The organism is Nonomuraea rosea, assembly GCF_039539705.1.
Taxonomy (GTDB): Bacteria; Actinomycetota; Actinomycetes; order Streptosporangiales; family Streptosporangiaceae; genus Nonomuraea; species Nonomuraea rosea.
In genome coordinates this window covers 168,257-192,024 of record NZ_BAABDQ010000024.1, presented here as the reverse complement: position 1 = coordinate 192,024, position 23,768 = coordinate 168,257, and the positions used below count along the sequence as shown (strand labels likewise).

Sequence of the window (23,768 nt, the reverse complement as noted above, 5' to 3'; positions counted from 1 at the left end):
ACTTGCATTGCTAAGTTAGAATGTTAAGTTAGCAGGGTGGCACACCATCTGAGTTTCGACCTGCATGTGCTCACCGCCCGCCTCGACCGCGCCGCGGACCGGATCCTGCGGGCGGAGTACAACGTGTCCTACCGGCGTTTCCTGGCGCTGACCCTGGTGGGGGAGCTGGGCGCCTCGACGCAACGAGCCCTCGCCGACGCCCTCGGCGTGACCGAGCCGTCGGTGAGCCGGATGACCGGTGTCCTCGCCGCCGAGGGGCTTCTCGACGTCCAGCCCGACCCCGGCGGGGGCCGCCGCCGGCGGCTGAGCCTCACGGACAAGGGGAAGCAGCTGGTGGCCTCGGTGCAGCAGGGGCTCGAAGAACGGCTGGCCGCGCTCGTGGCACACAGCGGCGTGCCGTACGAGGACTACGCGAAGCACACCGCGCAGCTGCTCGCGACGTTCGACCAGGCAGAGCGGGAGAGGGCGAAATGAGCCAGAGCATCCAGACCCCGCCGGTGAGCCGGCGCGCGGTCGTCTCGGCGGACGGCACGACGATCGGCTATCGGACGATGGGCGCCGGGCCGGGCCTCATCGTGGTCGGCGGCGCTCTGCGCACCTCGGAGGACTACCTGCCGCTGGCCACGGCGCTGGCCCGCTCGTTCACGGTGCATCTCGCCGAGCGGCGGGGACGCGGCGCCAGCGGCCCTCAGGGAGCCCGGTACACCCTGGAGACGGAGGTGGCGGACCTCCTCGCCATCCAGGCGGAGACCGGAGCGCGGCTGGCGTTCGGTCACAGCTACGGCGGACTCGTCGTCCTGGAGACCGCACGGTCGTCCCAGGCGTTCGAGCGCATCGCGGTCTATGAGCCGGGACTGCCCGCCGGTCACGTCCCCACCGCCTGGATGGCCCCTTACCGGGAGCGGCTTGCCGCGGGCGATCCTCATGGAGCGTTCGTTCACTTCATCCGGGGCGTGGGCGGTGCGCCGGCCTATCTGGCGAAGCTGCCCTACTGGTATCTGCGCCTGGCGTTACGGGTGGGCTTCCGCGGGCCGGGCTGGCAGCGGATGCGGCCCCTTCTGGAGGCCAATCTGGCCGAGCACGAGCAGGTGGCGGCCCAGCAGGGCCGGCTTGCCGCGTTCTCGGCCGTCACCGCTCCGGTGCTGCTCCTCTGCGGGAGGCGCAGCTCGCGTGCGAGCAGGGCGGAGTACGGCGTCGTGCGGAGCGCCCTTCCTGGCGCGACGCTCGAAACCTTGGACGGCCTGCACCATTTCGGGCCTCAGGGGAAATCAGGCGTCGTCGTGGCCGAGCACGCCCTGGCGTTCCTCCGCTGACATCTCAGCAAAATCCTCAACTGGACATCAACCGGCGCCGGGTTATGGTCAGACCATGACTTTTTCCGGGCTCGGGATCCTGGCCGTGCTCATCATCCTCGTGGCGGCCGCCGTGCTCGGCGGGATCGTGTACGCCATCGTGCGGCTCGTGAACCGCAACCAAAGGTGGTAACGGCCTCCTGACGCCCTGGCGTTCCTCCGCTCGGCAAATCCTCAACTGGACATCAACCGGCGCCGGGTTATCGTCAGACCATGAATCTGGGTCTTCCCGAGCTCGTGATCCTCGCCGTGCTCTTCCTCGTGGCGGCCGGCGTGATCGGCGGGATCGTGTACGCCGTCGTGCGGCTCGTGAACCGCAACCAAAGGTGGTAACGGCCTCCTGGCGTACGGCAAGAAAAACCCCCGGGCAGAGCCCGGGGGTTTCACCGTGAGATCAGCTCATGCGCTCTTACGACGCTGAGCCCGCAATACTGCGAGCCGCTCGTTGAGCACCTCCTCCAGATCCTCGATGGACCGCCGCTCCAGGAGCATGTCCCAGTGTGTCCGCGGGGGCTTCGTCTTCTTGGATTCCGGTTGCTCGCCGTCCACGCGCACGGCGGTCGCGCCGCACATGCGGCACTCCCACGTCGCGGGAATCTCGGCCTCGGCGGCAAGCGGAACCTCGAAGCGATGGCCCTTAGGACAGGTGTAGGACACCTCCTGGCGCGGGGCCAGATCCGTGTTACGGTCGTTCTCGTAGCTGGTTGCCCCGAGCCGGGTGCCACGAAGCGCGCGCTCGCCCATGTTTAAATGCCTCCTACAGGGCCCCCATGCGTGGGGGGTCTGTCTCCCACGGTGTCTAACGCTTGGTACCGTGATGGGATTCCCCAACGCGAGGTGATCCAATCGCGGTTAGGCCGTCGGTTCTTGGCGCGGCCCATGTTTGGGCCCGTGGGCCAGGGGTTCCGTGATTCATCTTATTTCGATGTGCCTGGTCAGGCGACCGCTCGGCGCGCTCTCGGGAAAACCAGCGCGGCGGCCAGCCAGATCCCGCCGGCAAAAATGAGCACGCCGTGCGCGACCCGAACCGGGTACGGGGTGAAGAACTGCGGCAGGAAGAGGGCGAATCCCAGCGCGAGCGCCAGCGCGCTCGACCTCGCCAGCACACCGGTCCGCCACACCGACACCGCCGCCATCACCGCTCCCACGCCGAGCAGCAGCAGTCCGGCGGCGAACATGGTGACGGCGACGGGCCCGTACCTGAACTGCTCGGCCAGCTCCATCAGCGCGGGCGCCTGGTCGCGCAGTGAGCGCTGGGCGATGACGTTCAGCCCGAAGTCCTCGGCGCCGTAGTAGGGGAGGGTCAGGCCCGCGCCGGCCCATGTCACCGCCGCCGCGCGCAGGGACAGGCGGTCGCCGAGCACCTGGTGCAGCCCGAGCATGCCGAGACCGAGCAGGATGAACCCCGCCATGGCGGCGGCGTGCCCGGCCACCCAGGCGGTGGAGGCCATGGCGGTGGCGTCGTCACCCGCGGGCCGGACGGCGATGTAGGCGAGGAACAGGATGCCGCTCGCGGCGAAGGCGGCTGAGGTGAGCCGGGGGGCCATCGGAACTCCTAGAAAGTGCGTTGCTCTGTTGTGAGAGCAATGCTCTCGCTATGAGCGTCCGATGTCAAGAGCAGTGCTCTCGCTTTGGAGCGGCGATACTCGGGGGTCACCGGCCTCTGCGGGTCAGCAGGGGCACGAGGGTGCGGTCGCCGAGCCTGGTCATCGCCGCCAGCGGCTTCACGGCGGCGCTGACCAGCAGCGGGAGGCCCGGCCTGCCGGTGGCCCTGGCGAGCCCGGGGCCGAGCGCGGCCATCATCGCGGTCAGCGCCGGCAGCGGCCGGATCCACATGGTGACCTCCTCGATCAGGCCGTCCGCGCCCACCTCGACGACGGCCGACTCGTGCAGCTCCTGGCGGCCGAGCCGGGCGGTCGCCGTCAGCGCGCGCGTCCGCTCGTCGCCGACGTCCTTCAGGTAGCGGATGCCGGACAGTGCGCCGAAGACGACGGAGAACAGCTCCCGAACCTGTTCCTTGCCCTCGAAGGCGGCATTGGCGCTGAGCGGCGAGTGGAAGACCACGTCGTCGGCGAGGGTGGCCATGAGCGCGTCGAGGTCGTGGGCCTCGCCGGCCCGCCGGTACGCCAGGGCGGGTGAGTCCTGAATGTGAACTGTCATGAGTTCACTTTATCAACCCACTATCCTGGGTCCATGAACAGGTTCGGTGAGATGCACTGCTCCATCGCTCAGGCCGTCGGCGTGGTCGCCGAGCCGTGGACGCCGCTGATCCTGCGCGACCTGTTCCTGGGGCTGGCCAGATTCGACGACCTGGCGGAGGATCTGGGGATCTCGCGCAACCTGCTGACCCGCCGCCTGGAGCATCTGGTCGCGGCCGGGGTGGTGGAGCGGCGGCCGTACCAGGAGCGTCCGGTACGCCATGAATACGTGCTCACCGAGGCGGGCCGGGACATCGTGCCGGCCCTGCTGACGCTGATGGCGTGGGGCGACCGCTGGTCCACCCCGCCCGGCGGCCCGCCGGCGCTGCTGGTGCACTCCTGCGGCGCGCGCTTCAGCCCGGTCGTCACGTGCCCGCACTGCGGCGGGGAGGCCACGGCGGACACCGTGACGGCCGTACGCGGCCCAGGCGCGGCTCAGGGCCCCGGCACGATGCTGCTGGCCGCCGGCTCCTGAGCCCCACGGGAGAGTGCGGCTCAGATCGTGTCGGGCACCTCGTTGCCGGCGGCGCGGATGGCCTTGGGCAGGTTCGTCAGGGCGAGCAGCACGAAGCCGATCACGAAGAAGATGATCATCGAGACGATGGCGATCCGGTAGCTGTTGGTGAGCTGCAGCGCGATGGTGACCGTCAGGGACCCGATGAACGCCGACCCCTTGTCGCTGATCTGCAGCAGGCTGAAGTACTCGGCCTCCCGCCCCTTGGGGATCACCTGCGAGAACAGCGAGCGCGACAGCGCCTGCGTGCCGCCCAGCACGATCGCGATCGCGAACGCCAGCAGGTAGAACTGCACCGCCTGGCCCTCGACCACGAACATGGCCGCCACCACGATCACCGTCCACACCACCAGGCTCGCCAGGACCGTCCGCTTGGTCCCGTAGCTGCGGGCCAGCCGGCCGAGCAGCAGCGCCCCGAAGAACGCCACGAACTGCACCATCAGGATCGCCGTGATCTGCACGGTGGTGTCCAGCTTGAGCGCCTCGGAGGCGAAGGCCGCGCTGTTGCCGATGACCGTCTGCACCCCGTCGTTGTAGACCAGGTAGGCGATCAGGAACAGCAGCGTCAGAGGATATTTGCGCAGCTCGGACAGGGTGCGCCCGAGCTGGCGGAAGCTGCCGCCGACCGAGCGCAGCGCCGTGGTCTCATGTGTGGGCACCGGCCGGTTGCGCAGCCGCAGCAGCGGCACGATCGTGAACGTCGCCCACCACAGGCCCGCCGACAGCATGCAGATGCGCACCGCCATGCCCTGGCTCAGCCCCAGGCTCTCGTACTGGAGGTAGAGCGCCAGGTTGAGGGCCAGCAGCAGGCCGCCGCCCAGGTAGCCGATCGCCCAGCCGCGCGAGGAGACCTTGTCGCGCTCCTGCGGCGTGGAGATCTGCGGCAGGAACGAGTCGTAGACCACCACCGAGGAGCCGAAGGCCAGGTTCGCCAGGATGAACAGGCCGCCGCCCAGCAGGTAGCGGTCGCCCTCGACGAAGAACAGCCCCATCGTGGCCAGCGCCCCGGCATAGGCGAAGCCGCCGAGCAGCTCCCGCTTGCGGCCGGTGTGGTCGGCCAGCGCGCCGACGATCGGCAGGCACACGATCTGCAGGAACACCGCGATCGTCAGCGTCAGCCCGAAGAACGCGGCCGGCCTGATGTCGGCGCCGAAGACGTCGACGTACCCGAGCCCCGGGTGGTCGGCGGCCAGCTGGTCGAAGGTGGACACGCACGTCGCGGCGGCCACGTCCGGGAAGTCCTTGGCACAGGCCGCGGTCTTGGCCACCGGGATGATGTAGGGGCCGAGGAAGACCGAGATGATCGTGGTGTAGAAGGCGGAGTTGGCCCAGTCGTAGAAGTACCAGCCGCGTTGCTCGCGCCTGCGCGCTGCGGGGGAGTCGTCGAGGGCCGCGGGGGGTGCGGGTACGGGCATGGTGTCGGGTCGCTCCTCTGCGGCCGTACGGCCGGAATCCGGCGTACTACGGGGGAATGCGTCGTTCTATGCGGCCAGGCGGCCGGGATGCCACAGGCCGCGGCGATCGAGCACGTCGCGCAGGCCGGTCACGTTGTCGGTCATGATGCCGTCGACGCCCAGCCCGATCAGGTGCTCCATGCGGGCGGGGTCGTTGATGGTCCACACGTGCACCTGCATGCCGATGGCGTGCGCCGTACGGATCAGGCGTCCGGTGGTGACCCGCAGGCCGCGGAAGCCCACCGGCACCTGCGCGCACGGGATCCCCGCGCGCGACAGGCGGGCCAGCAGGCGGCCGTAGCCGGAGGTGGCCGCGGCGGCCCGCAGCGCGGCGACGCCGCGCGGGCCGAGCGCCGAGCACACCTCCCGCCCGAGCGCCGCCCTGGCCATGACCAGGCGCTCGTCGGAGAAGGAGGTCAGGCAGATCCGGTCATAGGCGTTGGTACGCCGGACCGCCTCGGCCAGCGGCGCGATCGCGGCCGCCTCCTTGACGTCGATGTTGAAGCGGATCTCCGGCCAGGTGCCGAGCAGGTCCTCCAGCAGCGGGATCTCGTGCACCCCGCCGATGCGGGCCCGCGCGACCGCCTGGTAGGGCAGCTCGGAGATGCGGCCCCGCCGGTCGGTCACGCGGTCGAGCGTGTGGTCGTGGAAGGCGAGCAGCACGCCGTCGGCGGTGGCGTGGGCGTCGGTCTCCAGATAGGTGTAGCCGAGCCGGACCGCCCGCTCGAAGGCCGCGATGGAGTTTTCCGCGCCCTCGGCGGCGCCTCCGCGGTGTGCGAAGGGCAGCGGGCCCGGATGGTCGAGAAAAGCGAATCGGCGGCTGAGCACGTCCTGAAGTATGCCCTTCCCGGGTGAACGGTTCGGTTACGAATCGGGGAGATTCTCCCACTCCTGCCGGCGGGCCTCGGACAGCGCGATGGCCGCGGCCACCGCCACGTTGAACGAGCCCACCCGGCCGACCTGCGGGATGTAGCAGACGCCGTCGGCGGCGTCGAGCAGGGCGGGGGAGCAGCCGTGGTCCTCGCTGCCGACCACCAGGCACACGTCGCGGCTCAGGTTCGCCTTGTGCAGCGGCACCGCCTCGCCGGTCAGCTCGATCGCCAGCACGGTGTAGCCGGCCTCCCTGGCCGCCTTGACCGCCTCGGTGGCGGGCACCGCCTCGTGCCAGGTGACCAGCCGCTCGGTGCCGAGCGCCGTCTTGCCCGCCTTGGGGTTGGTCGGCGGGGTGGCGTTGCCCGCGAGCCAGATCTCGTCCACGCCGAACGCGGCGGCGCTGCGGAAGATCGAGCCGATGTTGAACGGGCCGGTGACCGACTCGACGATGAGGCCGAGCCGGTTTCCGGTGTTCCTGCGCCAGGTGCGGTTGAGCCGCTTGACGTCGGTGGGGCGCAGTTGTCTTCTCATCGGGTCACCTTCAGGATCCGGTAGGCGGCTCGGCTGGCCTCGCGGGAGGCCTGCCAGCCCTGCTCGCCGAGCCAGCGCTGCAGGGAGTCCGAGCCGAGGTGTTTCTGGACGACCAGGTAGGCGACGCCGTCGGGAGTCAGCCGGGTCAGCCACCTGGTGAGCATGTCGTGCAGGGCCTGCTTTCCGATGCGGATCGCAGGGTTAGACCAGATAGCCCGAAATTTTACGTCATCCGGCACTTCGTCGACATGTACCGATCTTACTTTGTAAAGGCGGGCGGTTTGCGCATTCCGTTTGGTGAGCTCCAGGCTGCGCCGGTTCACGTCGACGGCCCAGACGGTCGCCTCCGGGGCCCGCGAGGCCATGGTCAGCGCGACGGGGCCGTAGCCGCAGCCCAGGTCGAGCAGGTCGCCCTCCTGAGGCGGCGGCGGGACGCTCTCCAGCAGGATCCGGGTGCCCACGTCGACCCTCTCCGGCGAGAACACGCCGCTGTCGGTCTCCAGCCGCAGATGCAGGTCGGGCAGGACCAGGTCGACGGAGCCCGGCCTGCTCGCGGTCTTCGGCTGCTCGGAGAAGTAGTGGGCCACGTGGGAAAACGTTACGGGATGCGGGAACCGAACAGGACCGCGGAGCCGGACACCAGCAGCCCGGTGAGGATCGCGGCCACGATGAACCACTGGGTGATCTCCTGGTTGACCAGCTTGTAGCCGAGTGAGGTGCCGATCTGCTCGTAGACCTCGCGCAGCTCGCTGCCGGACTCGGCGGCGTAGGCGCGGCCGCTGGTGCCGTCGGACAGCGACTGCAGGGTCTGCTTGTTCACGGGCACGTTGACCGGCCGGCCGTCGATGTTGACGGTGCCCTCCTGAGTGCCGTACGCGATGGTGGAGACCGGTACGCGGGCCTGCTGGGCGGCCTCGATGGCCTCGTTGACGGATCTGCCGGAGGTGTTGTCGCCGTCGGAGAGGAGCACGATCGCGGCCGGCGGCGGGTCGGTGGCGGCCTGCTGGTCGAAGGAGCGCAGGGAGTCGAGCGCGTTGAAGACGGCCTCGCCGATCGCGGTGCCGGGGCGGGTGGTGAGGTTGCCGATGGCGGTGACGACGGCCTGGTGGTCGGTGGTGGGGGAGATGACGACGTTGGCGGAGCGGGCGAAGGAGACCACGCCGACGTTGAAGCGGTCGGGCAGCTCCCTGGCGAACGCCTGCGCGGCGGCCTTGGCGGCGCTGATCCGGTTGGGCTGGACGTCGTCGGCGTCCATGGACAGCGACACGTCCAGCGCGATCATGATGGTGGCGCGGTCGCGCGGGACGCGTACCTGGTCGGCGGGTTTGGCGGCGCCGATGACCAGGAGGGCCATCAGGACGAGGAACAGGATGGGGGCGACGTGGCGGCGCCAGCCGGGGCCCGCGGGGGCGACGAGGTTGAGCAGGGCCAGGTTGGTGAAGCGCACGGTGTAGCGGCGGCGGGCGAACATGGCCATGATGTAGCCGGCCACGAGCAGCAGGATGAGGACGAAGAGCCAGAGCCAGGCAGGAGCGAGAAACGTCATCGGGGTCTCCTGTGGGCGAGGTGGCTCATGCGGCGCTGGCGCAGGACGAACTGCGCGACGTCGAACACCCAGTCCCGGTCGGTGCGCAACACGAGGTGGGCGATTCCGGCGCGGCGCAGGGCAAGGCGGGTGCCGTCGCGCTGGAGCGCCGCCGCTTCGGCATACGCTTGACGAACTTTGGGCGAAAGATGCACTTCGCGTACGTTCCCGGTCTCAGGGTCGGCGAACGCGACGCGGCCCACGTCGGGCAGTTCGAGCTCGCGCGGATCGATCACCTCCACGGCCAGGACCTGGTGGCGGGCCGCCAGGCGCCTGATCGGGCGCTCCCATGGGCGTTCGGCGTCGGGGTCGAGGTCGGGGTGGGCGTCGAGGAAGTCGGAGACGATCAGCCGCATGCCGCGCCGTCTGCGGCTGGCCGACAGCACGTCGATGCCTTCGGCCAGGTCGGGGGCGTCGGGGACGGGGCGGCCGCGCGGGGCGTCCATGAGGGAGTGCAGCAGGCCGTAGAGTGCGGGGCGGCCGGTGCGGGCGGGCATGCGGTGGACGTACTCGTCGTGCAGGACCAGCGCGCCGAACCTGTCGCCCATCCGGCTCGACAGGAACCCGATCGCGCCGACCGCGGCCACGACCAGGTCGCGTTTGTCGGTGTCGGCGGTGCCGAAGTCCATGCTGGCGGACAGGTCGGCCAGCGCCCACGTCTCCAGCTCACGGTCGGCGATCAGGTCGCGCACGTGGGGGATGGTGGTCCTGGCGGTGACCGCCCAGTCCATGCGGCGCACGTCGTCCTCGCCCGGCACGTAGACGCGGCTGTCGCCGGCCTCGCTGCCGGTGCCGGGCAGCAGCCCCTGGTGGGCGCCGTGCAGCAGGCCGTCCAGGCGCCGGGTGACGGTCAGCTCCAGGCGCCGCAGCGCCTGCTCGGCTGTGCTCGTGGTCAACGGTTCTGGTTCCAGACGACAAGAGGCGGGGGTACGGCGTGCAGGATCTGCTTGACGACCTGTTCGGGGTCGATGCCGTCGGCCAGGGCGTCGAAGGTGAGCATGAGCCGGTGCGACATGACGTCCACGGCCACGTCGCGTACGTCGTCGGGCAGCAGGTAGTCGCGTCCGCGCAGCAGGGCCAGCGCCCGCCCGGCCGAGACCAGGCCCAGCGTGGCGCGCGGGCTGACGCCGATCTCGATGGTCTCGGCGAGGTCGGCCAGGCCGTACTCGGCGGGGGCGCGGGTGGACATGACCAGCCGTACCACGTAGTCGGCGACGAGCTGGTGGACCGAGACCTGCTCGGCCGCCTCCTGCAGGGCCAGCAGCTTGGCGGGGTCGAGCACCCGCTCGGCGACGGGCGGGGTGACGCTCATGCGGTGCAGGATCTCCAGCTCCTCGTGCGCGGTGGGATGCGGCACCCGTACGCGGAACAGGAACCGGTCGCGCTGCACCTCGGGCAGCGGGTAGACGCCCTCGGACTCGATCGGGTTCTGGGTGGCGAGCACGATGAACGGCCTGGGCAGCGGGTGCGTGACGCCGGCGAGGGTGACCTGGCGCTCCGCCATCACCTCCAGCAGCGCCGACTGGACCTTGGCGGGGGCCCGGTTGATCTCGTCGGCCAGCAGGAAGTTGACGAACACGGGGCCGAGCTCGACGTCGAACTTCTCGTTGGAAGGGTGGAAGACCCTCGTGCCGACGATGTCGCTCGGCACGAGGTCGGGGGTGAACTGGATCCGGGCGAACGTGCCGCCCACGACGGTGGCCAGGGTGGCGGCGGCGAGGGTCTTGGCGACGCCTGGGACTCCTTCCAGCAGGCAGTGCCCGCGGGCCAGCAGGGCCACGATCAGTCTTTCGACCATGTGGTCCTGTCCGACGATGACACGCCGGACCTCGTCGAGACTCTGACGCAGCAGTGCCGCGTCGGTTCCGCCTGGCAACTCTTCGGCGACGCTCATGACGCCATTCCACCAAACGCGCCGCAAACGTGCACGACGCCACGTCTGTGCTTTCATGGCAAACGTGGCAAGTCCCCTGCAGTATGGCGATCCGCCCCGCCTGGGGCCCTTCGTGGTGCAGGCTCGCCTGCACATGGCTCCGGCCGGTTTCGTGTACCTGGGCCAGGCGCCCGACGGGCGCGCCGTGTCGCTGGCCGTGCTGACGAGAGGGGCCGCGCTCGACGCCGCGGCGCGTGAGCGGTTCCTGACCGCGATCAGGGAGGCCGGGGGTGAGCGGTCCGGGGTGCGCGGGTGGCTGGGGCGCTCGGGCAAATCACGGGGTTCGGTGCTGGAGGGCGCTCCCGAGGTGCTGGACTCCGACCAGGGGCACGCGCCGTGGGTGGCGGTGCCGTACGTGCCGGGCCGCCCGGGGGCCGAGCGGTTCCTGGAGCCGGTCATGGTGGGCGGGACGCTGATCGGGGAGGCGCACGGGCCCGACTTCGTCCCGTACTGGCTGACCGATCGCGCGCCCGCGCTGCCGGGGCCGACGCGGCGGCGCCGGCCGCTGACCGAGACGCGCAGGCGGGTGCTGCTGGCGGCGCTGGCGCTGACGTTGCTGTTGCTGCTGGTGACGACGATCCTGCTGCTGCTCCTGCTCGGCAGGCAGGACAGCGAGCCGCAGCCGAGGCAGCTGCCGCCGACCGTGTTCGTGCCGACGCCGCCGCCGACGCCGGCCAGCCCGGAGCCGTCGACTTCTCCCTCGCCCTCGCAGTCGCCCAGTGAGAGCGGGCAGGTGACGCCTGGGCGGACGCCGGGCGACGACACCGGCGAGGAGTCGCCTCTGTAGCTTCCGGCTTTCGGTTATCGGCTTTCGGGTTATTTGCTTGAGCCTCACGTAACGGGAGGTTCTAGCGTCCGCGGCATGGAATTCATCGTTCACGACACACTCGCGTCGATGGCGGCGCTGCTCCAGGAGCCTCTCGAACGGCGGCCGGAGGCGTTGCGGGAGATGCTGACGCCGATGCGCTCGGCGATCCCGATGCCCGGCGACATCGTCGACCTCCACCACCAGAGCGGCGGCTTCCGCGTCGACGCCGACGACCCCCGCTACCTGCCGGCCGTCCGGCGCATGATCGAGGCCGACGTGCTCGGGCAGGTGCGGCACGAGCTGGGCCGCGCCTCGGAAGCGCTCGGCGCGGCTGAGCAGGCCGAGTCGCTGCAGGTCATGTTCGTGATGGGGGATCCGGACAACGAGCATCTGATGCGGATCGGTGGCGGCTACTACGGCATGGGCGGCTCGCCCGGGTGGCTGTACCTGCTGGGCTGGCCCTCCGACGAGGTGATCGGCAGGATCGCGCATCTGGCGGTGCACGAGTTCCACCACAACGTGCGCTACACCAACGTCGAGTGGAACCCGGCGACGGTGACGGTCGGCGAGCACGTGATGGCCGAGGGGCTGGCCGAGGCGTTCGTACGGGAGCTGTCGGGGGCGGAGGCGATGGGGCCGTGGTCATCGATGGTGAGCGGGGAGGCGTTCGACTCGGCTCGGGAGCGGATCATGGCGGATTTCGCGCTGGAGGGGATGCAGCACACTTCCGCGTACGTGCTGGGGGACAGCGCGATGCGGCGCTTCGGGGCGGAACCTCGTGGCATTCCGGACATGGCGGGATATGCGGTGGGGTTGCGGCTCGTCGATGAGGTGCTGTCGGCGACGGGGCTGAGCGCGGCGGAGGCGACCCTGCTGCCGGCGGCGGAGCTCATGAGACGCGCGGGCGCGCGACGGTAGGCCGTCGCGCAGGCTGAGGTGCTGGGCTGTCGTGCTGGGCGCGTGGGCGGTCAGCGTGGGGAGACGAAGCCGGACTCGTAGGCGGCGATCACGGCCTGGGTGCGGTCGCGCGCGCCGAGCTTGGCCAGCACGTTGCCGACGTGCGTCTTGACGGTCTCCTGGCTGACGACCAGCTCGGCGGCGATCTCGTTGTTGGACAGGCCCTGGGTCATCAGGCGCAGCACGTCGCCCTCGCGGCCGGTCAGCCGGTCGATCCCCGGTACGCGCCCGGGCGCGGGGACGGCGTTCCGGCGGCCGGCCAGCGTCCGGATCGCGGCCGGGAACAGCAGCGACTCACCCGCCGCGACCAGCTTGACCGCCTTGATCAGGTCGTCCGGTCTGGTGCGCTTGAGCAGGAACCCGCTGGCCCCGGCCCGCAGCGCGTCGTAGACGTAGTCGTCGTTCTCGAACGTGGTCACCACCAGCACCTTGGGCGGGTCGTCCAGGGTGAGGAGGCGCCTGGTGGCCTGGATGCCGTCGAGTGCGGGCATGCGTACGTCCATCAGCACGACGTCCGGGCGCTCACGGCGTACGACGGGGATGACCGCGGCGCCGTCGGCGGCCTCGCCGACCACGCTCAGGTCCGGCTCGGCATCGAGGATGATGCGCAGGCCCGCGCGGATGAGTGCCTCGTCGTCGGCGATCACCACTCTGAGCGTCATAAGCTCGACCGTAGCGGCAGCCGCACGGTGACCCGCCACCCGGTGCCGTCAGACCCCACTGCCCCGCCCACTGCCTCGCCTGCTGTGCCGCCTGCTGTCTCGCCCGCCGTGCCGTTCGCTGTCTCGCCCGCTGCGGGACCTGCTGTGAGGGCTGTCGCGGGCGCCGGCGCGGGACCTGCTCCGAGGTCGGCCGCGAGGCTTGTCGCGGGGCCCGCCTCCAGGTCGCCGTGCAGGAGGCGGACGCGCTCGCGCATGCCCTGCACGCCTCTGCCTCCTCCCACCTTGGAGCCGTTCGCGGCTGACGGGTTGGTGACCTCCAGCCGCAGCTCATCCCCCTGTACGGCGGCGGCCAGGCGTACGGGGCCGCAGCCGTGCTTGATGGCGTTGGTGAGCGCCTCCTGGAGAATGCGGTAGGCCTCCCTGGAGACGAGAGCGGGCACGCCGGACAGATCGCCCACCTCCTGCCGCACGTCGGCGCCCGAGGCGGTGATGAGCTCGTCGAGATCGGCGAGCGTCGCCTGCGGGCCCCTGCCACCTGCTGCCCGGGTGTCTGCCGGCTGGTCGTCTTCGCGGAGGACGCCGAGGACGTGGTCGAGGTCTTCCAGGGCGGCACGGGCCGACTGCTCGATCGCGGCCAGCGCGTTCCTGGCCGTGGCGGGGTCGCGGTCCAGGACCCGCCCGGCCGCGGCGGCCTGCAGGGTGACGACGCTGAGCGCGTGCCCGACGGAGTCGTGGAGTTCGCGGGCCAGGCGGTTGCGCGCGGCGAGCGTACGGGAGTGCTCCTCGGCGGCGGCCAGGCGTTCGGACGGGGTGGGGCCGAGCAGGACGGGAGCCAGCCGGGCCAGCAGCTCACCGGACCCCGCCGCCAGCGCGACCAGCGCGGCCAGCGCCGCCAGGCCGATCAGCGCCCAGGCCACCGCCGCCCACCCCGGCGTGACCAGCCACCCGAGCACCGGCGTCGTCTGCCCGGTCACCGGCAGCGCCAGCATGACCAGCGTGAACGGCACGACCGCCAGCGTGCAGCCACTGACCACGCCGCCGATCGCCAGGTGCAGCGTGAACCAGGCGGCGGTCCGGCGGCGCTCCTGCCAGGAACGGCGCGGCTGACGCGGCGGGACCTCGACGTGCGCGCCGAGCAGGCCCTGCGCCGCGTTCACCTCCACCGACCGCACCGGCAGGAACAGCCCGGTGAGCGCGACGACGGGCAGCACCGCCACGAACACGCCGACCTGTGCGGGCAGCAGCAGGTTCGCGGGCTGGCCGTCCCACAGGGCCGCGATCAGGACGCCGACCATCATGTACGGCATCAGCAGCGCGCCGCCCAGGATGAGGCACGCCCATCGGCGCGGCAGGTTCCTTCGCACATCCGCGATTGTATGTCGACGATTATTCACGCTCGATGGAATGCGCCCTTGGAGAAATGCGCCGCCAGCGAAAAGAATCCATGAATGGCGCCGTCCGGGTCTAGCGTTTTCGCAGAACTACCCGCACAGAAAGGCGACCGTCATGACGGAGACCCGGCGCGTCGCGTGGCCTGACCAGCTCAGTCACCGCCTCCTGAAGGAACGCATCGTCGTGCTCGGCCGGGAGGTCGACGACGACATTTGCCATCGGCTCTGCGGGGAGCGGCTTTTGCCGGCGGCCGAGGATCCCAAGCGCGACATACCCCTTACATCAATTCGCCGGGCGAATCGGCGCGGTCGGGGCTGGCGCTCTACGGCATGGTGCAGTTCATTCCGTGCGATGTGGCCACGGTCGCGAGGGGGTTCGCCGCGTCCATGGGGCAGATGCTGCTGTCGGCCGGGGCGAAGGGCAAGCGCTCGTTCGAGCCTGCCGGTGGGTGAGGTGAGGCACGTTTGACCTCTGATGTGGGGATTGCGTCAACTTTTACTTGCATTTGAGGGAATCCGTCAGTAAGAGTGGGTTCTATGCAAGATGGCGTCCACATTGACGAGCTGGACCGGGCGATCGTCGCGGCGCTCCAGTTGAACGGGCGGGCTCCCTGGAGCCTCGTCGCCCGGCTGGTCGGCGCGAGTGAGTCCACCGTGGTCCGCCGTGCCGCGCTGCTCGGTGAGAGCGGGCTGTTGCGCGTCATCGGCGTCGTGGACGTGCTGCGTTGCGGGCTGGGCGTGCCGGTGCTGAGCCGGTTCCGGTGCCGGCCGGGCACGACGTACGACGTCGCCGGCGCGATCGCGGCCAGGCCCGAGGCGCGGTTCGTCGCGGTCGTGTCGGGCAGCGCGGACTGCGTGGCCGAGTTCGTCGTGCCCACGCACGCGGCCATCAGCGGGCTCATGGTGGCCGACGTGCCCGGCGGCGACCGGGTCACCGAGAGCGAGACGCACGCGGTCATCCGCACGTTCGTCTCCAACCACGACTGGAACCCCGGCGTGCTCGGCGAGCAGGCCACCGCCGAGTTGCGCGACTCCGCCGAGCTGCCGTTCGAGGACCGGTTCAGGCAGAGCCCGTCGGAGCGGCTCGACGAGCTGGAGCTGGCCGTCGTCCACGCGCTCGGCGAGGACGGGCGCATGTCGTACAAGGCGCTCGCCCAGGCCGTCGGCAGCAGCGAGTCGACGGCGAAGCGGCGCGTCGAGTCGTTGATGCGGCGTGGCTGCCTGCGCTTCCGCACGCTGGCCGAGCCGGAGGTGCTCGGCTACGCCGTGGAGTTCATGCTGTGGCTGGAGGTCGAGCCCGGCCTGATGGAACGGGCAGGTCAGCAGCTGGCCGCGCACCCCTCCACCCGCTATCTGTCGGCCACCACGGGCCGCTTCAATCTCGCGGGACAGGTGGCGTTGCGGCACTACGGCGAGCTGTTCCGTTACCTGACCGATGACGTCGGTGCTCTGCCCGGCGTCCGGGCCGCCGATGTCACCCTGCAGCTCACCACGCTGAAACGCGCGTGGGCGCCTACCCCCGCCGCGCGAGCACCCGTACCAACCCCCGCCCCACGAACGGAGACCCCCTCGTCATGACCGAACAGCAGCCCTGGCAGTGGGACGAGCAGACCTGGCGCCGCCACGTCGGCCGGGTGCGCGCGGGCCGGAGCCTGCGCCCCGCCACGTGGCCCGGCGGCGCGCGGGTCGCCGTCGCCCTCTCCTTCGACTCCGACCACGAGACGATCCCGCTGCGCGACGGCGAGACCCGGCCCGGCAAGCTCTCCCAGGGCGAGTACGGCTCCCGCGTCGGCGCCCCCCGCGTCCTGCGCCTGCTGGAGCGCTACCGGATCCCCGCCTCGTTCTTCATGCCGGCCGTGTCCGCGCTGCTGCACCCCGGCGAGGTGCGTGACTACGTCGCCGCCGGTCACGAGGTCGCCATGCACGGCTGGATCCACGAGCGCAACATGACGCTCGGCCCGGCCGACGAGCGCGAGCTGGCCCTGCGCGCCGCGGACACGCTGGAGAAGCTGGCCGGCGCCCGCCCCGTCGGCATCCGCACGCCGTCATGGGACTTCTCCGACCACACCCTGGCCATCACCCGCGAGCTGGGCCTGCGCTACGACTCCTCGCTGATGGCCGACGACGAGCCGTACGAGCTGCTGGCCGACGGCGAGCCGACCGGCATCGTGGAGATCCCGGTCGAGTGGATCAGGGACGACGCCCCCTACCTGATGATGGAGCGCTACGGCTCGCTGCGGCCGTACACGCCGCCGCGGGACGTGGCCGGGATCTGGCGCGACGAGTACGACGCCGCCCGCGAGGACGGCGGGCTGTTCCAGCTCACCATGCACCCGCACATCATCGGCCACCGCTCCCGGATCGCCGCGCTGACCGAGCTGCTCGACCACATCGCCGGCCACGACGACGTCTGGTACGCCACCCACGCCCAGATCGCCGACTACGTCCTGGAGCAGTCATGAGCGTCGAAGCCGCCGCCACGCGCCTGACCGGGGCGCAGCGCAAGGCGATCGTGGCCGGTGCGATCGGCAACACGGTCGAGTGGGTGGACTGGGCGATCTACACCACGTTCGCGTCGGTGTTCTCCCGGCAGTTCTTCCCCTCGGACAACGAGACGGCGAGCCTGCTGTCGACGCTCGTCGTGTTCGCCGTCGGGTTCCTCATGCGGCCCATCGGCGGCGCGATCCTCGGCGCGTACGGTGACCGGCGCGGACGAAAGAAGGGCATGACGCTGACCATCTCGCTGATGGCGGTGGCCTCGTTCGCGATCGCGATCTGCCCGGGCTACGAGACGATCGGGATCCTCGCGCCGGTCGTGCTGGTGCTGGCCCGCCTGGTCCAGGGCTTCTCGGCGGGCGGCGAGTTCGGCACCTCCTCGGCGTTCCTGGTCGAATCGGCCGCGCGCGGGCGGCGGGCGTTCGCCGGGTCGTGGCAGCAGGTCTCGGTCGGCGGCGGCGTGCTGATCGCCTCCGCGCTCGGCACGGTGCTCACCACCTCGCTCGATCAGGCGGCGCTGGAGAGCTGGGGCTGGCGGGTGGCGTTCGTCATCGGCGGCCTGCTCGGGCTGGTCGGCCTGTGGCTGCGGGTGTCGGTGCCGGAGACGGAGGCGTTCGCCAAGGTCGAGTCGTCGGGCCGCAAGCGCGCCAACCCCCTGGTCACGATGGTCAGGGACCATCCCAGGGCGGCGCTGCGGGTGGCGGGCATCACCATCGCGGGAACGCTCCTGTACTACATCTGGGTCAGCTACATGCCGACGTTCGCGCACATCGACACCGGCATCCCGCTGAACCAGGCGCTGCTGGCCAACACGATCGCGGTGCTGGTGTTCCTGATCCTGCTGCCGTTCGGCGGGCTGCTGTCGGACCTGGTCGGGCGCAAGCCCACGATGCTCGCCTTCGCGCTCGGCTTCCTGGTGCTGGCCTGGCCGGCCTTCCACTTCATGGACGGCGGGTTCGGGTCCCTGCTGACGATCGAGATCATCGGCATGGTGTTCATGGTCGGCTACTCCGCCAACTGCGCCGTCATCATGGCCGAGCAGTTCCCCGCCGAGGTCCGTACGACCGGGATCGGGCTGCCGTACGCGCTGGCCGTGGCGATCTTCGGCGGCACCGCCCCGTACGTCACCACCTGGCTCACCTCCAACGGCTACCGCGACCAGATCTGGATCTACGTGGCCGCCGCGGCGCTGGTCGGCGTGGCCGTCTACGCCACCATGCCCGAAACCAAGGGAAAGGAGCTGACGTGACACCGCATGTGCTGGTCACCGGCGCTGCCAGCGGGATCGGCGCCGGGATCTGCGAGCTGTTCGCGAGCGCGGACGACGCCCGGATCACCGCCGTGGACGTGCGGGCCGACGCCCTGTCCGCGCTCGCGGACCGGCTGGGCGCGCACGTGATCGCCGCCGACCTGGCCGACGCCGGCGCCGCCGCGGGGCTGCTGGATCGCGCCTGGCAGGAGCATGGCCCGGTGGACGTCGTGGTCAACGCGGCCGGCATCTACCCGGCGACGCCGTTCCTGGAGATGACCGCGGCCCAGTGGGACCGCGTGCAGGACGTCAACGTACGGGCGCCCATGCTGATCACCGCGGCGTTCGGCAGAGCGTGCGCCGCGAGCGGGCGGCCCGGCTCGGTGGTGAACATCGCCTCGGGCGCGGCCCTGCGCGCCCGCCCGGGCGCCGCGCATTACTGCACGTCCAAGGCCGCGCTGGAGATGCTCACCAAGGCCGCGGCCGTCGAGCTCGGCCCGATCGGCGTCCGGGTCAACGCGGTCAGCCCCGGATTCGTCACCGTGGACAGCGCCGCCAACCCCGTCACCGAGGAATACGCCGCGGCCGTCTCCGCCAACCCGCTGGGCCGGCGCGGGCTGCCGCCGGACGTGGCCGCCGCCGTGCGCTGGCTGACCGGTGCGGAGGCCGCGTGGGTGACGGGCGCGGTGCTGCGGGTCGACGGCGGGGCCTCGGCGGGCACGACCGCGCTGCCCCTGCATTGGAACGGAACGAGCGAGGTACAGCACGCATGACCGAATCCACGGCCTACGCGGTGGTCGGCGGCGGCGCCATCGGCGGCACCGTCGCGTACCACCTGGCCAAGGGCGGGCACGACGTCCTGCTCATCGACGCCGACCCCGCGCACGTCGCCGCGGTCCGGCAGCACGGCCTCGTGCTGCGCGGCACGGCCGGCGACCAGAGCGCCCGGGTGCGGGCCGCCACCCCCGAGGAGGTGCCCGAGGAATTGGACGGGCCGTTGCACGGCGTGCTGCTGTGCGTCAAAGCCCAGGCGACCGCTGGCGCCGCCGCCTGGATCGCGCCCCGCCTGGCCGCGGACGGGTACGTCGTGTCCGTCCAGAACGGGCTCAACGAGCAGCTCATCGCCGAGCACGTCGGCCGGGAACGGGTGGTCGGCGCGTTCGTCAACGTGTTCGCCGACGTGGTCGAGCCGGGCGTGATCCGCGACGGTGGCCCCGGCGCGTTCGTGATCGGGGAGCTGGGCGGCGAGTCCAGCCCCAGGGTCGACCGGCTGGCCGCGGACCTGGCCGGGCTGGGCGCCAAGGCCACCGCGAACGTCAGCGGCTATCTGTGGTCCAAGCTGGGCTTCGGCGCCATGCTGAGCGCCACCGCGCTGGCCGACGCGCCGATGGCCGACCTGATCGACCGGCACAGGCCGCTGATGTACGCCCTGGTGGCGGAGGTGTTCGCGGTGGCGGCCCGGCTGGGGCACCGGCTGGAGCCGTTCGACGCGTTCGAGCCGGCCGCCTACCTGCCGGGGACGCCGCCGTCCGGCCGCGAGGCGGCGACGGACCGGCTCACCGCCTGGTTGCGTACCCAGCCGAAGGACCGCAGCGGCATCTGGCGCGACATCGCCGTCCGGCGTCGGCCCGTCGAGGTGCACGAGCACTACCGGGCCGTCTTCGCGCACGCGCGGGCGGGCGGGATCGCCACCCCGCTGCTGCGCGGCATGCTCGACCGGCTGGCCGGCGTGGAGTCCGGCCGCGCGCCCATGAGCGAGGACCACCTCAGCGAACTGGAGGCCGCCCTGTGACCGCCGCGACCCCGGTGAGCGACGCCGAGCTGCGCGCCTGGATCGCCGGCCACCGCGCCGAGCTGCTCGCCGACCTGTCCGCGTACGTCTCGCTGGAGACGCCCAGCCACGACAAGGCGCTGCTCGACACGGCCCTGGACTGGCTCGACGGCTACCTGGAGACCAGGCTGGGCGCGCCTGCGGCCACCCGGCGGACCGGCGGCGGCGCGTACGGCGACATCCGCGTGAACGACTACCCCGGCACCGGGTCGCCCGTGCTGCTGCTGGCCCACTACGACACGGTGTGGCCGGCCGGGACGCTGGCCGGGTGGCCGTTCACCGTCGAAGGCGACCACGTCACCGGGCCGGGCGTCTTCGACATGAAGGCCGGCCTGATCCAGCTCGTGTGGGCGCTGCGGGCGCTCGACGCCGCGGGCCTGCCGCATCCGCCGCTGCGGCTGCTGCTCAACGGCGACGAGGAGATCGGCAGCCCCGCCTCGCGGCCGCTGATCGAGCAGGCGGCCGGTGACGCCGCGGCGGTGCTGGTGTTCGAGGCCAGCGCGGACGGCGCGCTGAAGACCGAGCGCAAGGGCGTCGGCATCTTCCGGCTGGAGTTCACCGGCGTGGAGGCGCACGCCGGGCTCGAACCCGCCAAGGGCGCCAGCGCCATCGACGAGCTGGCCAGGGCCGTGCGCCGGCTGCACGACCTGACCGACCTGGAGTCGGGCACGACCGTCAACGTCGGCGTCGTCTCGGGCGGGTCCGGCGCCAACGTGGTGGCCGGCGCGGCCTGCGCCGACGTGGACGTACGCGTCGCCAGCCAGGCGGAGGCCGCGCGCGTGGACGCCGCCCTGGCGGAGCTGCGCCCGCACGACCCGCGCGCCTCCATCGAGGTGCGTGGCGGCTGGAACCGGCCCGTCATGGAGCGCACGCCCGGCACCGCCCGGCTGTTCGAGCAGGCGTGGGAGGTGGCCGCGCGGCTCGGCCTGGACCTGCGCGAGTGCTCGGTGGGCGGGGCCAGCGACGGCAACTTCGCCGCGGCGCTCGGCCGGCCGGTGCTGGACGGGCTGGGCGCGGTCGGGGCCGGGGCGCACGCCCGGCACGAGCACATCAGCGTGGCCGGGATGATCGAGCGCGCCGCCCTCACCGCCGCACTCCTGCGGGACCTGGCCGCCCGCTGATCACCCCTGCTGATCACCCCCGGCGACGGCCGACTGAAGGGTGACTTGTACACTTCTGAGGTTTGCCGGGGGGAAATCGGGGGAAGTGGCGTGCCGCTTGAGCAGGTCCTGGTGTTGCTGGTGGCGGCCGCCGGGGCGGGGTGGATCGACGCCGTCGTGGGCGGTGGCGGGCTGCTCCAGCTTCCCGCCCTCCTGATGACCGGGATCCCGACCGTCGAGGCGATGGCCACCAACAAGCTGTCGTCGGTCTTCGGCACCACCTCCGCCGCCGTCGCCTACGCGCGCTCCACCAAGGTAGACCGGCAGGTGGCGCTGCCCGGCGCCGGGCTGGCGGTGCTCAGCGCGGGCCTGGGGGCGTGGGCGGCGGCGGCCGTCTCGACGGAGGTGCTGCGGCCGGCGGTCATGGTGGTGCTGCTGGGGGTGGCCGCGTTCGTGACGTTGCGGCCGGGGCTGGGCGCGGTGCCCGAGCCGCACCTGCGGACCGATCGGCGGGTGTTCGCCGCGGTGGCCGTCGCCGGGGTGGGGATCGCCTTCTACGACGGCATCATGGGGCCGGGCACGGGAACGTTCCTGATCATCGCCTTCACCACCATCCTCGGGCTGGACTTCGTCTCGGCCTCCGCCTCCGCGAAGATCATCAATGTGGGGACGAACCTGGGCGCGCTCGCGGTGTTCGCGGCGCAGGGGCACGTGCAGTGGGCGCTGGGGCTCGGCATGGCGGTGTGCAACGTGGCCGGCGCCCAGTTCGGCGCGCGGACGGCGCTCAAGCGGGGCACCGCTTTCGTGCGGATCGTGCTGCTGTGCGTGGTGGTGGCCATGGTGGTCCGGCTGGGATGGCAGCAGTTCGGCTGAGCGACCCCCCGCCGGGTGCCGGCCGCAGGTCAGCCGGCCGGTGTCCGCGTACGGGTGCGCAGCGCCGTGGCCGTCAGCGCCACGAACGCCGCCAGCAGCGACGGGATGACCAGCGCCCGCGGCAGCCCCGCCTGCTCGGCGACCAGCCCGATGAAGACCGGCCCCGACAGGAACCCCAGATAGCCGATCGAGGCCACCCGGGCCAGCGCCCGCCCCGCGAACGCCGGCTCCCGGTTGCCCGCCGCCGAGAACACCTGCGGCACGATGCACGACAGCCCCGCCCCGAAGCAGCCGAACCCGATCACGCCCGTCACCGGATGACCGCCCAGCAGCGCCAGCCCCAGCCCCGCGGCGGCCAGCAGCCCGCAGCAGCGCACCAGCGGCACCGGTCCGAACCGGGCGGCCAGGCGATCGCCCGCCAGCCGGCCCGCGGTCATCATGACGGAGAACGCGGCGTAGCCCGCGGCGGCGAAACCCGGCGAGGCGGCCAGGTCCTCGCGCAGGTAGACCGAGCTCCAGTCGGCCGCCGCACCCTCGCCCACCAGGCAACAGAAGGCCAGCACGCCGAGGAACGCGATCCCCTTGGGCCGCCCGGCCCGCTCCCCGGCCGCATGCTCGCCGGAGGGGGCCGAGCGCAGCGCCCACCGCGCCGCCCAGACGGCCAGCAGCACGATCACCGCGCCCGCCGACAGGAACGTGGCCGAGGGCGCCAGCTCCGCGTGCGCGAACAGGCCGCCCGTCGTGGCCCCCGCGAACCCGCCGATGCTGTAGACGGCGTGGAAGGAGGACATGATCGGCCGCCCGCCGGCCCGCTCCACCTCGACGGCGTTGGCGTTCATGGCCACGTCGAGGACCCCGTGCACCATCCCGAACACCAGCAGCGTCCCCATCAGCGCGACCAGGCCGCCGGCGTAGGCGGGCGGCACGAGGACGAGGCCCTGCAGCAGCGCCGCCGGGATCATGACGCGGCTGCTGCCGTACCGGTCCACCAGGCGGCCCACCGCCGTCATGCCGGCGACGGCTCCCGCCGCGATGGCCAGCAGGGCGAGGCTGAGCTGGCCGTCGCCGAGGCCGAGGCTCTCCTTGATGGCGGGGATGCGCGCCGTCCAGGTGCCGATGGCCGTGCCGGCCAGGAAGAACAGCAGGTAGACGGCCGTACGTTCGCGTCTCATCCGGCCTCCCTGACCGCCACGCCGGCCGCCGTGAGCGCGTCACGCTGCTCGCGCGGGATCCCGGAGTCGGTCACCACCATGTCCAGCCGCGAGATCGGGCACACCGCGCCGAACGCCGTACGCGAGAACTTGCCCGAGTCGCACGCCACGATCACCCGCCTGGCCGCGGCGATGGCGGCCTGCTTGACCGCGACCTCCGGCAGGTCGTGGGCGGTCAGGCCGTGCTCGGCGGACAGGCCGCAGCAGCCGATCACCGCCGTGTCGAAGCGCAGCGCCCTGATGGAGCTCTCGGTCAGGGGGCCCATGAAGTTGTGCTCGCCCTGGCGTACCTCGCCGCCGGGCAGCACCAGGCGCACGCGCGGGGCGGCGGCCAGCATCGTCACCGGCTGCAGGGCCAGCGGCAGCACGGTCAGGCGGCGGCCGAGCAGGGCGCGGGCCACCTCCAGCACGGTCGTGCCGCCGTCGAGCACCACGGCCTCGCCGTCGGCGATCAGCCCGGCCACCTCGACGCCGATCTGCCGCTTGGCCTCCACCGCCTCCCGCTCGCGCACCCCGAACGGCGGCTCCTCGCCGCGCAGCAGCAGCGACAGCGCGCCGCCCCTGACCCGGCGCACCACCCCCTGCTGGGCCAGCTCGTCCAGGTCGCGGCGGATGGTCATCTCCGACACCTCGTGCTGGGCGGCCAGCTCGGCGACGGAGACGCTGTCCTGATCGCGAAGAGCGTTCATGATGGCAGTTAAACGTTCCATGTGTTCATACAAACACGATCAATGTGCGCAATACAATGGC

26 protein-coding genes and 1 pseudogene are annotated in these 23,768 nt (G+C 71.7%); 13 read left to right on the top strand and 14 right to left on the bottom strand.

All coding sequences use genetic code 11. The annotated features are described in order from the left end of the window. Nucleotides 1–36 precede the first annotated feature (36 nt). Together ABEA43_RS41770 and ABEA43_RS41765 are read left to right on the top strand one after the other, a co-directional pair. A complete protein-coding gene (locus tag ABEA43_RS41770; RefSeq protein ID WP_345570995.1) occupies nt 37–474 on the top strand; it encodes a MarR family winged helix-turn-helix transcriptional regulator in 438 nt (145 codons plus the stop codon). Then, nucleotides 471–1,313, top strand: a complete 843-nt coding sequence (locus ABEA43_RS41765) for an alpha/beta fold hydrolase (RefSeq protein WP_345570993.1) — start codon at nt 471–473, stop codon at nt 1,311–1,313. Before ABEA43_RS41770 ends, ABEA43_RS41765 begins: the two co-directional genes overlap by 4 nt. A 438-nt stretch (nt 1,314–1,751) precedes the next feature. Here the strand turns inward: ABEA43_RS41765 and ABEA43_RS41760 are convergent, their stop codons facing one another. From ABEA43_RS41760 to ABEA43_RS41750, 3 genes are all read right to left on the bottom strand, one after another. Next, entirely contained in the window at nt 1,752–2,096 is a 345-nt protein-coding gene (locus ABEA43_RS41760; RefSeq protein WP_043625492.1) for an RNA polymerase-binding protein RbpA, read from the bottom strand. A 191-nt stretch (nt 2,097–2,287) separates the two neighbouring features. Beyond that, complete coding sequence (locus tag ABEA43_RS41755) at nt 2,288–2,899, bottom strand: hypothetical protein (RefSeq protein ID WP_345570991.1); 612 nt, start codon at nt 2,897–2,899, stop codon at nt 2,288–2,290. Between the two features lie 106 nt (nt 2,900–3,005). After that, nucleotides 3,006–3,512, bottom strand: a complete 507-nt coding sequence (locus tag ABEA43_RS41750; protein WP_345570989.1) for a nuclear transport factor 2 family protein — start codon at nt 3,510–3,512, stop codon at nt 3,006–3,008. A gap of 33 nt (nt 3,513–3,545) precedes the next feature. Between ABEA43_RS41750 and ABEA43_RS41745 the strand changes: the two genes are divergently transcribed. Further along, nucleotides 3,546–4,025 (top strand): winged helix-turn-helix transcriptional regulator, encoded by a 480-nt coding sequence (locus ABEA43_RS41745; RefSeq protein WP_345570987.1) that lies wholly within the window; start codon nt 3,546–3,548, stop codon nt 4,023–4,025. A gap of 20 nt (nt 4,026–4,045) precedes the next feature. Here ABEA43_RS41745 and ABEA43_RS41740 read toward each other — a convergent pair whose 3' ends face one another. From ABEA43_RS41740 to ABEA43_RS41710, 7 genes are all read right to left on the bottom strand, one after another. Beyond that, entirely contained in the window at nt 4,046–5,479 is a 1,434-nt protein-coding gene (locus ABEA43_RS41740) for an MFS transporter (RefSeq protein WP_345570985.1), read from the bottom strand. A 66-nt stretch (nt 5,480–5,545) separates the two neighbouring features. Beyond that, on the bottom strand, nt 5,546–6,346 hold the full coding sequence (locus ABEA43_RS41735; protein ID WP_345570983.1) for a glycerophosphodiester phosphodiesterase family protein: 801 nt from the start codon (nt 6,344–6,346) through the stop codon (nt 5,546–5,548). 36 nt (nt 6,347–6,382) lie between these two features. After that, nucleotides 6,383–6,922, bottom strand: a complete 540-nt coding sequence (locus tag ABEA43_RS41730) for a TrmH family RNA methyltransferase (RefSeq protein ID WP_345570981.1) — start codon at nt 6,920–6,922, stop codon at nt 6,383–6,385. Beyond that, a complete protein-coding gene (locus tag ABEA43_RS41725) occupies nt 6,919–7,509 on the bottom strand; it encodes a class I SAM-dependent methyltransferase (RefSeq protein ID WP_345570979.1) in 591 nt (196 codons plus the stop codon). Before ABEA43_RS41725 ends, ABEA43_RS41730 begins: the two co-directional genes overlap by 4 nt. Nucleotides 7,510–7,520: 11 nt before the next feature. Continuing rightward, on the bottom strand, nt 7,521–8,468 hold the full coding sequence (locus ABEA43_RS41720) for a VWA domain-containing protein (RefSeq protein ID WP_345570977.1): 948 nt from the start codon (nt 8,466–8,468) through the stop codon (nt 7,521–7,523). After that, nucleotides 8,465–9,403, bottom strand: coding sequence for a DUF58 domain-containing protein (locus ABEA43_RS41715; protein WP_345570975.1), 939 nt, complete (start codon nt 9,401–9,403; stop codon nt 8,465–8,467). The genes ABEA43_RS41720 and ABEA43_RS41715 overlap by 4 nt, the downstream gene beginning before the upstream one ends. Beyond that, nucleotides 9,400–10,401, bottom strand: a complete 1,002-nt coding sequence (locus tag ABEA43_RS41710; protein WP_345570973.1) for an AAA family ATPase — start codon at nt 10,399–10,401, stop codon at nt 9,400–9,402. The genes ABEA43_RS41715 and ABEA43_RS41710 overlap by 4 nt, the downstream gene beginning before the upstream one ends. Nucleotides 10,402–10,456: 55 nt before the next feature. On the opposite strand from ABEA43_RS41710, the gene ABEA43_RS41705 reads away from it, so the two are divergent. Then, nucleotides 10,457–11,227: a hypothetical protein gene (locus tag ABEA43_RS41705; RefSeq protein WP_345570971.1), complete on the top strand. Its 771-nt coding sequence runs from the start codon at nt 10,457–10,459 to the stop codon at nt 11,225–11,227. A gap of 75 nt (nt 11,228–11,302) precedes the next feature. Next, nucleotides 11,303–12,166: a DUF2268 domain-containing putative Zn-dependent protease gene (locus ABEA43_RS41700; RefSeq protein WP_345570969.1), complete on the top strand. Its 864-nt coding sequence runs from the start codon at nt 11,303–11,305 to the stop codon at nt 12,164–12,166. Nucleotides 12,167–12,216: 50 nt separating this feature from the next. On the opposite strand, the gene ABEA43_RS41695 is transcribed toward ABEA43_RS41700, so the two are convergent. Beyond that, nucleotides 12,217–12,867: a response regulator transcription factor gene (locus tag ABEA43_RS41695; RefSeq protein ID WP_345570967.1), complete on the bottom strand. Its 651-nt coding sequence runs from the start codon at nt 12,865–12,867 to the stop codon at nt 12,217–12,219. Next, nucleotides 12,864–14,231 carry a sensor histidine kinase gene (locus ABEA43_RS41690; protein ID WP_345570965.1) on the bottom strand — a complete coding sequence of 456 codons (1,368 nt, stop codon included), beginning with the start codon at nt 14,229–14,231 and terminating at the stop codon, nt 12,864–12,866. The genes ABEA43_RS41695 and ABEA43_RS41690 overlap by 4 nt, the downstream gene beginning before the upstream one ends. A gap of 193 nt (nt 14,232–14,424) precedes the next feature. Between ABEA43_RS41690 and ABEA43_RS41685 the strand changes: the two are divergent. The 8 genes and pseudogenes from ABEA43_RS41685 to ABEA43_RS41650 all read left to right on the top strand — a co-directional run. After that, nucleotides 14,425–14,687, top strand: a pseudogene (locus tag ABEA43_RS41685) (ATP-dependent Clp protease proteolytic subunit); the annotation flags it as partial. A gap of 108 nt (nt 14,688–14,795) precedes the next feature. Further along, entirely contained in the window at nt 14,796–15,836 is a 1,041-nt protein-coding gene (locus tag ABEA43_RS41680) for an Lrp/AsnC family transcriptional regulator (RefSeq protein WP_345570963.1), read from the top strand. After that, nucleotides 15,833–16,720 (top strand): polysaccharide deacetylase family protein, encoded by an 888-nt coding sequence (locus ABEA43_RS41675; RefSeq protein WP_345570961.1) that lies wholly within the window; start codon nt 15,833–15,835, stop codon nt 16,718–16,720. Before ABEA43_RS41680 ends, ABEA43_RS41675 begins: the two co-directional genes overlap by 4 nt. After that, complete coding sequence (locus ABEA43_RS41670) at nt 16,717–18,003, top strand: MFS transporter (protein WP_345570959.1); 1,287 nt, start codon at nt 16,717–16,719, stop codon at nt 18,001–18,003. The genes ABEA43_RS41675 and ABEA43_RS41670 overlap by 4 nt, the downstream gene beginning before the upstream one ends. Continuing rightward, on the top strand, nt 18,000–18,776 hold the full coding sequence (locus ABEA43_RS41665; RefSeq protein ID WP_345570957.1) for an SDR family NAD(P)-dependent oxidoreductase: 777 nt from the start codon (nt 18,000–18,002) through the stop codon (nt 18,774–18,776). The genes ABEA43_RS41670 and ABEA43_RS41665 overlap by 4 nt, the downstream gene beginning before the upstream one ends. Continuing rightward, nucleotides 18,773–19,795, top strand: a complete 1,023-nt coding sequence (locus ABEA43_RS41660; protein WP_345570955.1) for a ketopantoate reductase family protein — start codon at nt 18,773–18,775, stop codon at nt 19,793–19,795. The genes ABEA43_RS41665 and ABEA43_RS41660 overlap by 4 nt, the downstream gene beginning before the upstream one ends. 14 nt (nt 19,796–19,809) lie before the next feature. Beyond that, a complete protein-coding gene (locus tag ABEA43_RS41655) occupies nt 19,810–20,955 on the top strand; it encodes a M20 family metallopeptidase (protein ID WP_425570462.1) in 1,146 nt (381 codons plus the stop codon). Between the two features lie 90 nt (nt 20,956–21,045). Next, a complete protein-coding gene (locus tag ABEA43_RS41650; protein WP_345570951.1) occupies nt 21,046–21,807 on the top strand; it encodes a sulfite exporter TauE/SafE family protein in 762 nt (253 codons plus the stop codon). Between the two features lie 29 nt (nt 21,808–21,836). Here ABEA43_RS41650 and ABEA43_RS41645 read toward each other — a convergent pair whose 3' ends face one another. Next, nucleotides 21,837–22,979: an MFS transporter gene (locus ABEA43_RS41645; protein ID WP_345570949.1), complete on the bottom strand. Its 1,143-nt coding sequence runs from the start codon at nt 22,977–22,979 to the stop codon at nt 21,837–21,839. Beyond that, complete coding sequence (locus ABEA43_RS41640) at nt 22,976–23,728, bottom strand: DeoR/GlpR family DNA-binding transcription regulator (RefSeq protein ID WP_345570947.1); 753 nt, start codon at nt 23,726–23,728, stop codon at nt 22,976–22,978. The genes ABEA43_RS41645 and ABEA43_RS41640 overlap by 4 nt, the downstream gene beginning before the upstream one ends. Nucleotides 23,729–23,768 lie beyond the last annotated feature (40 nt).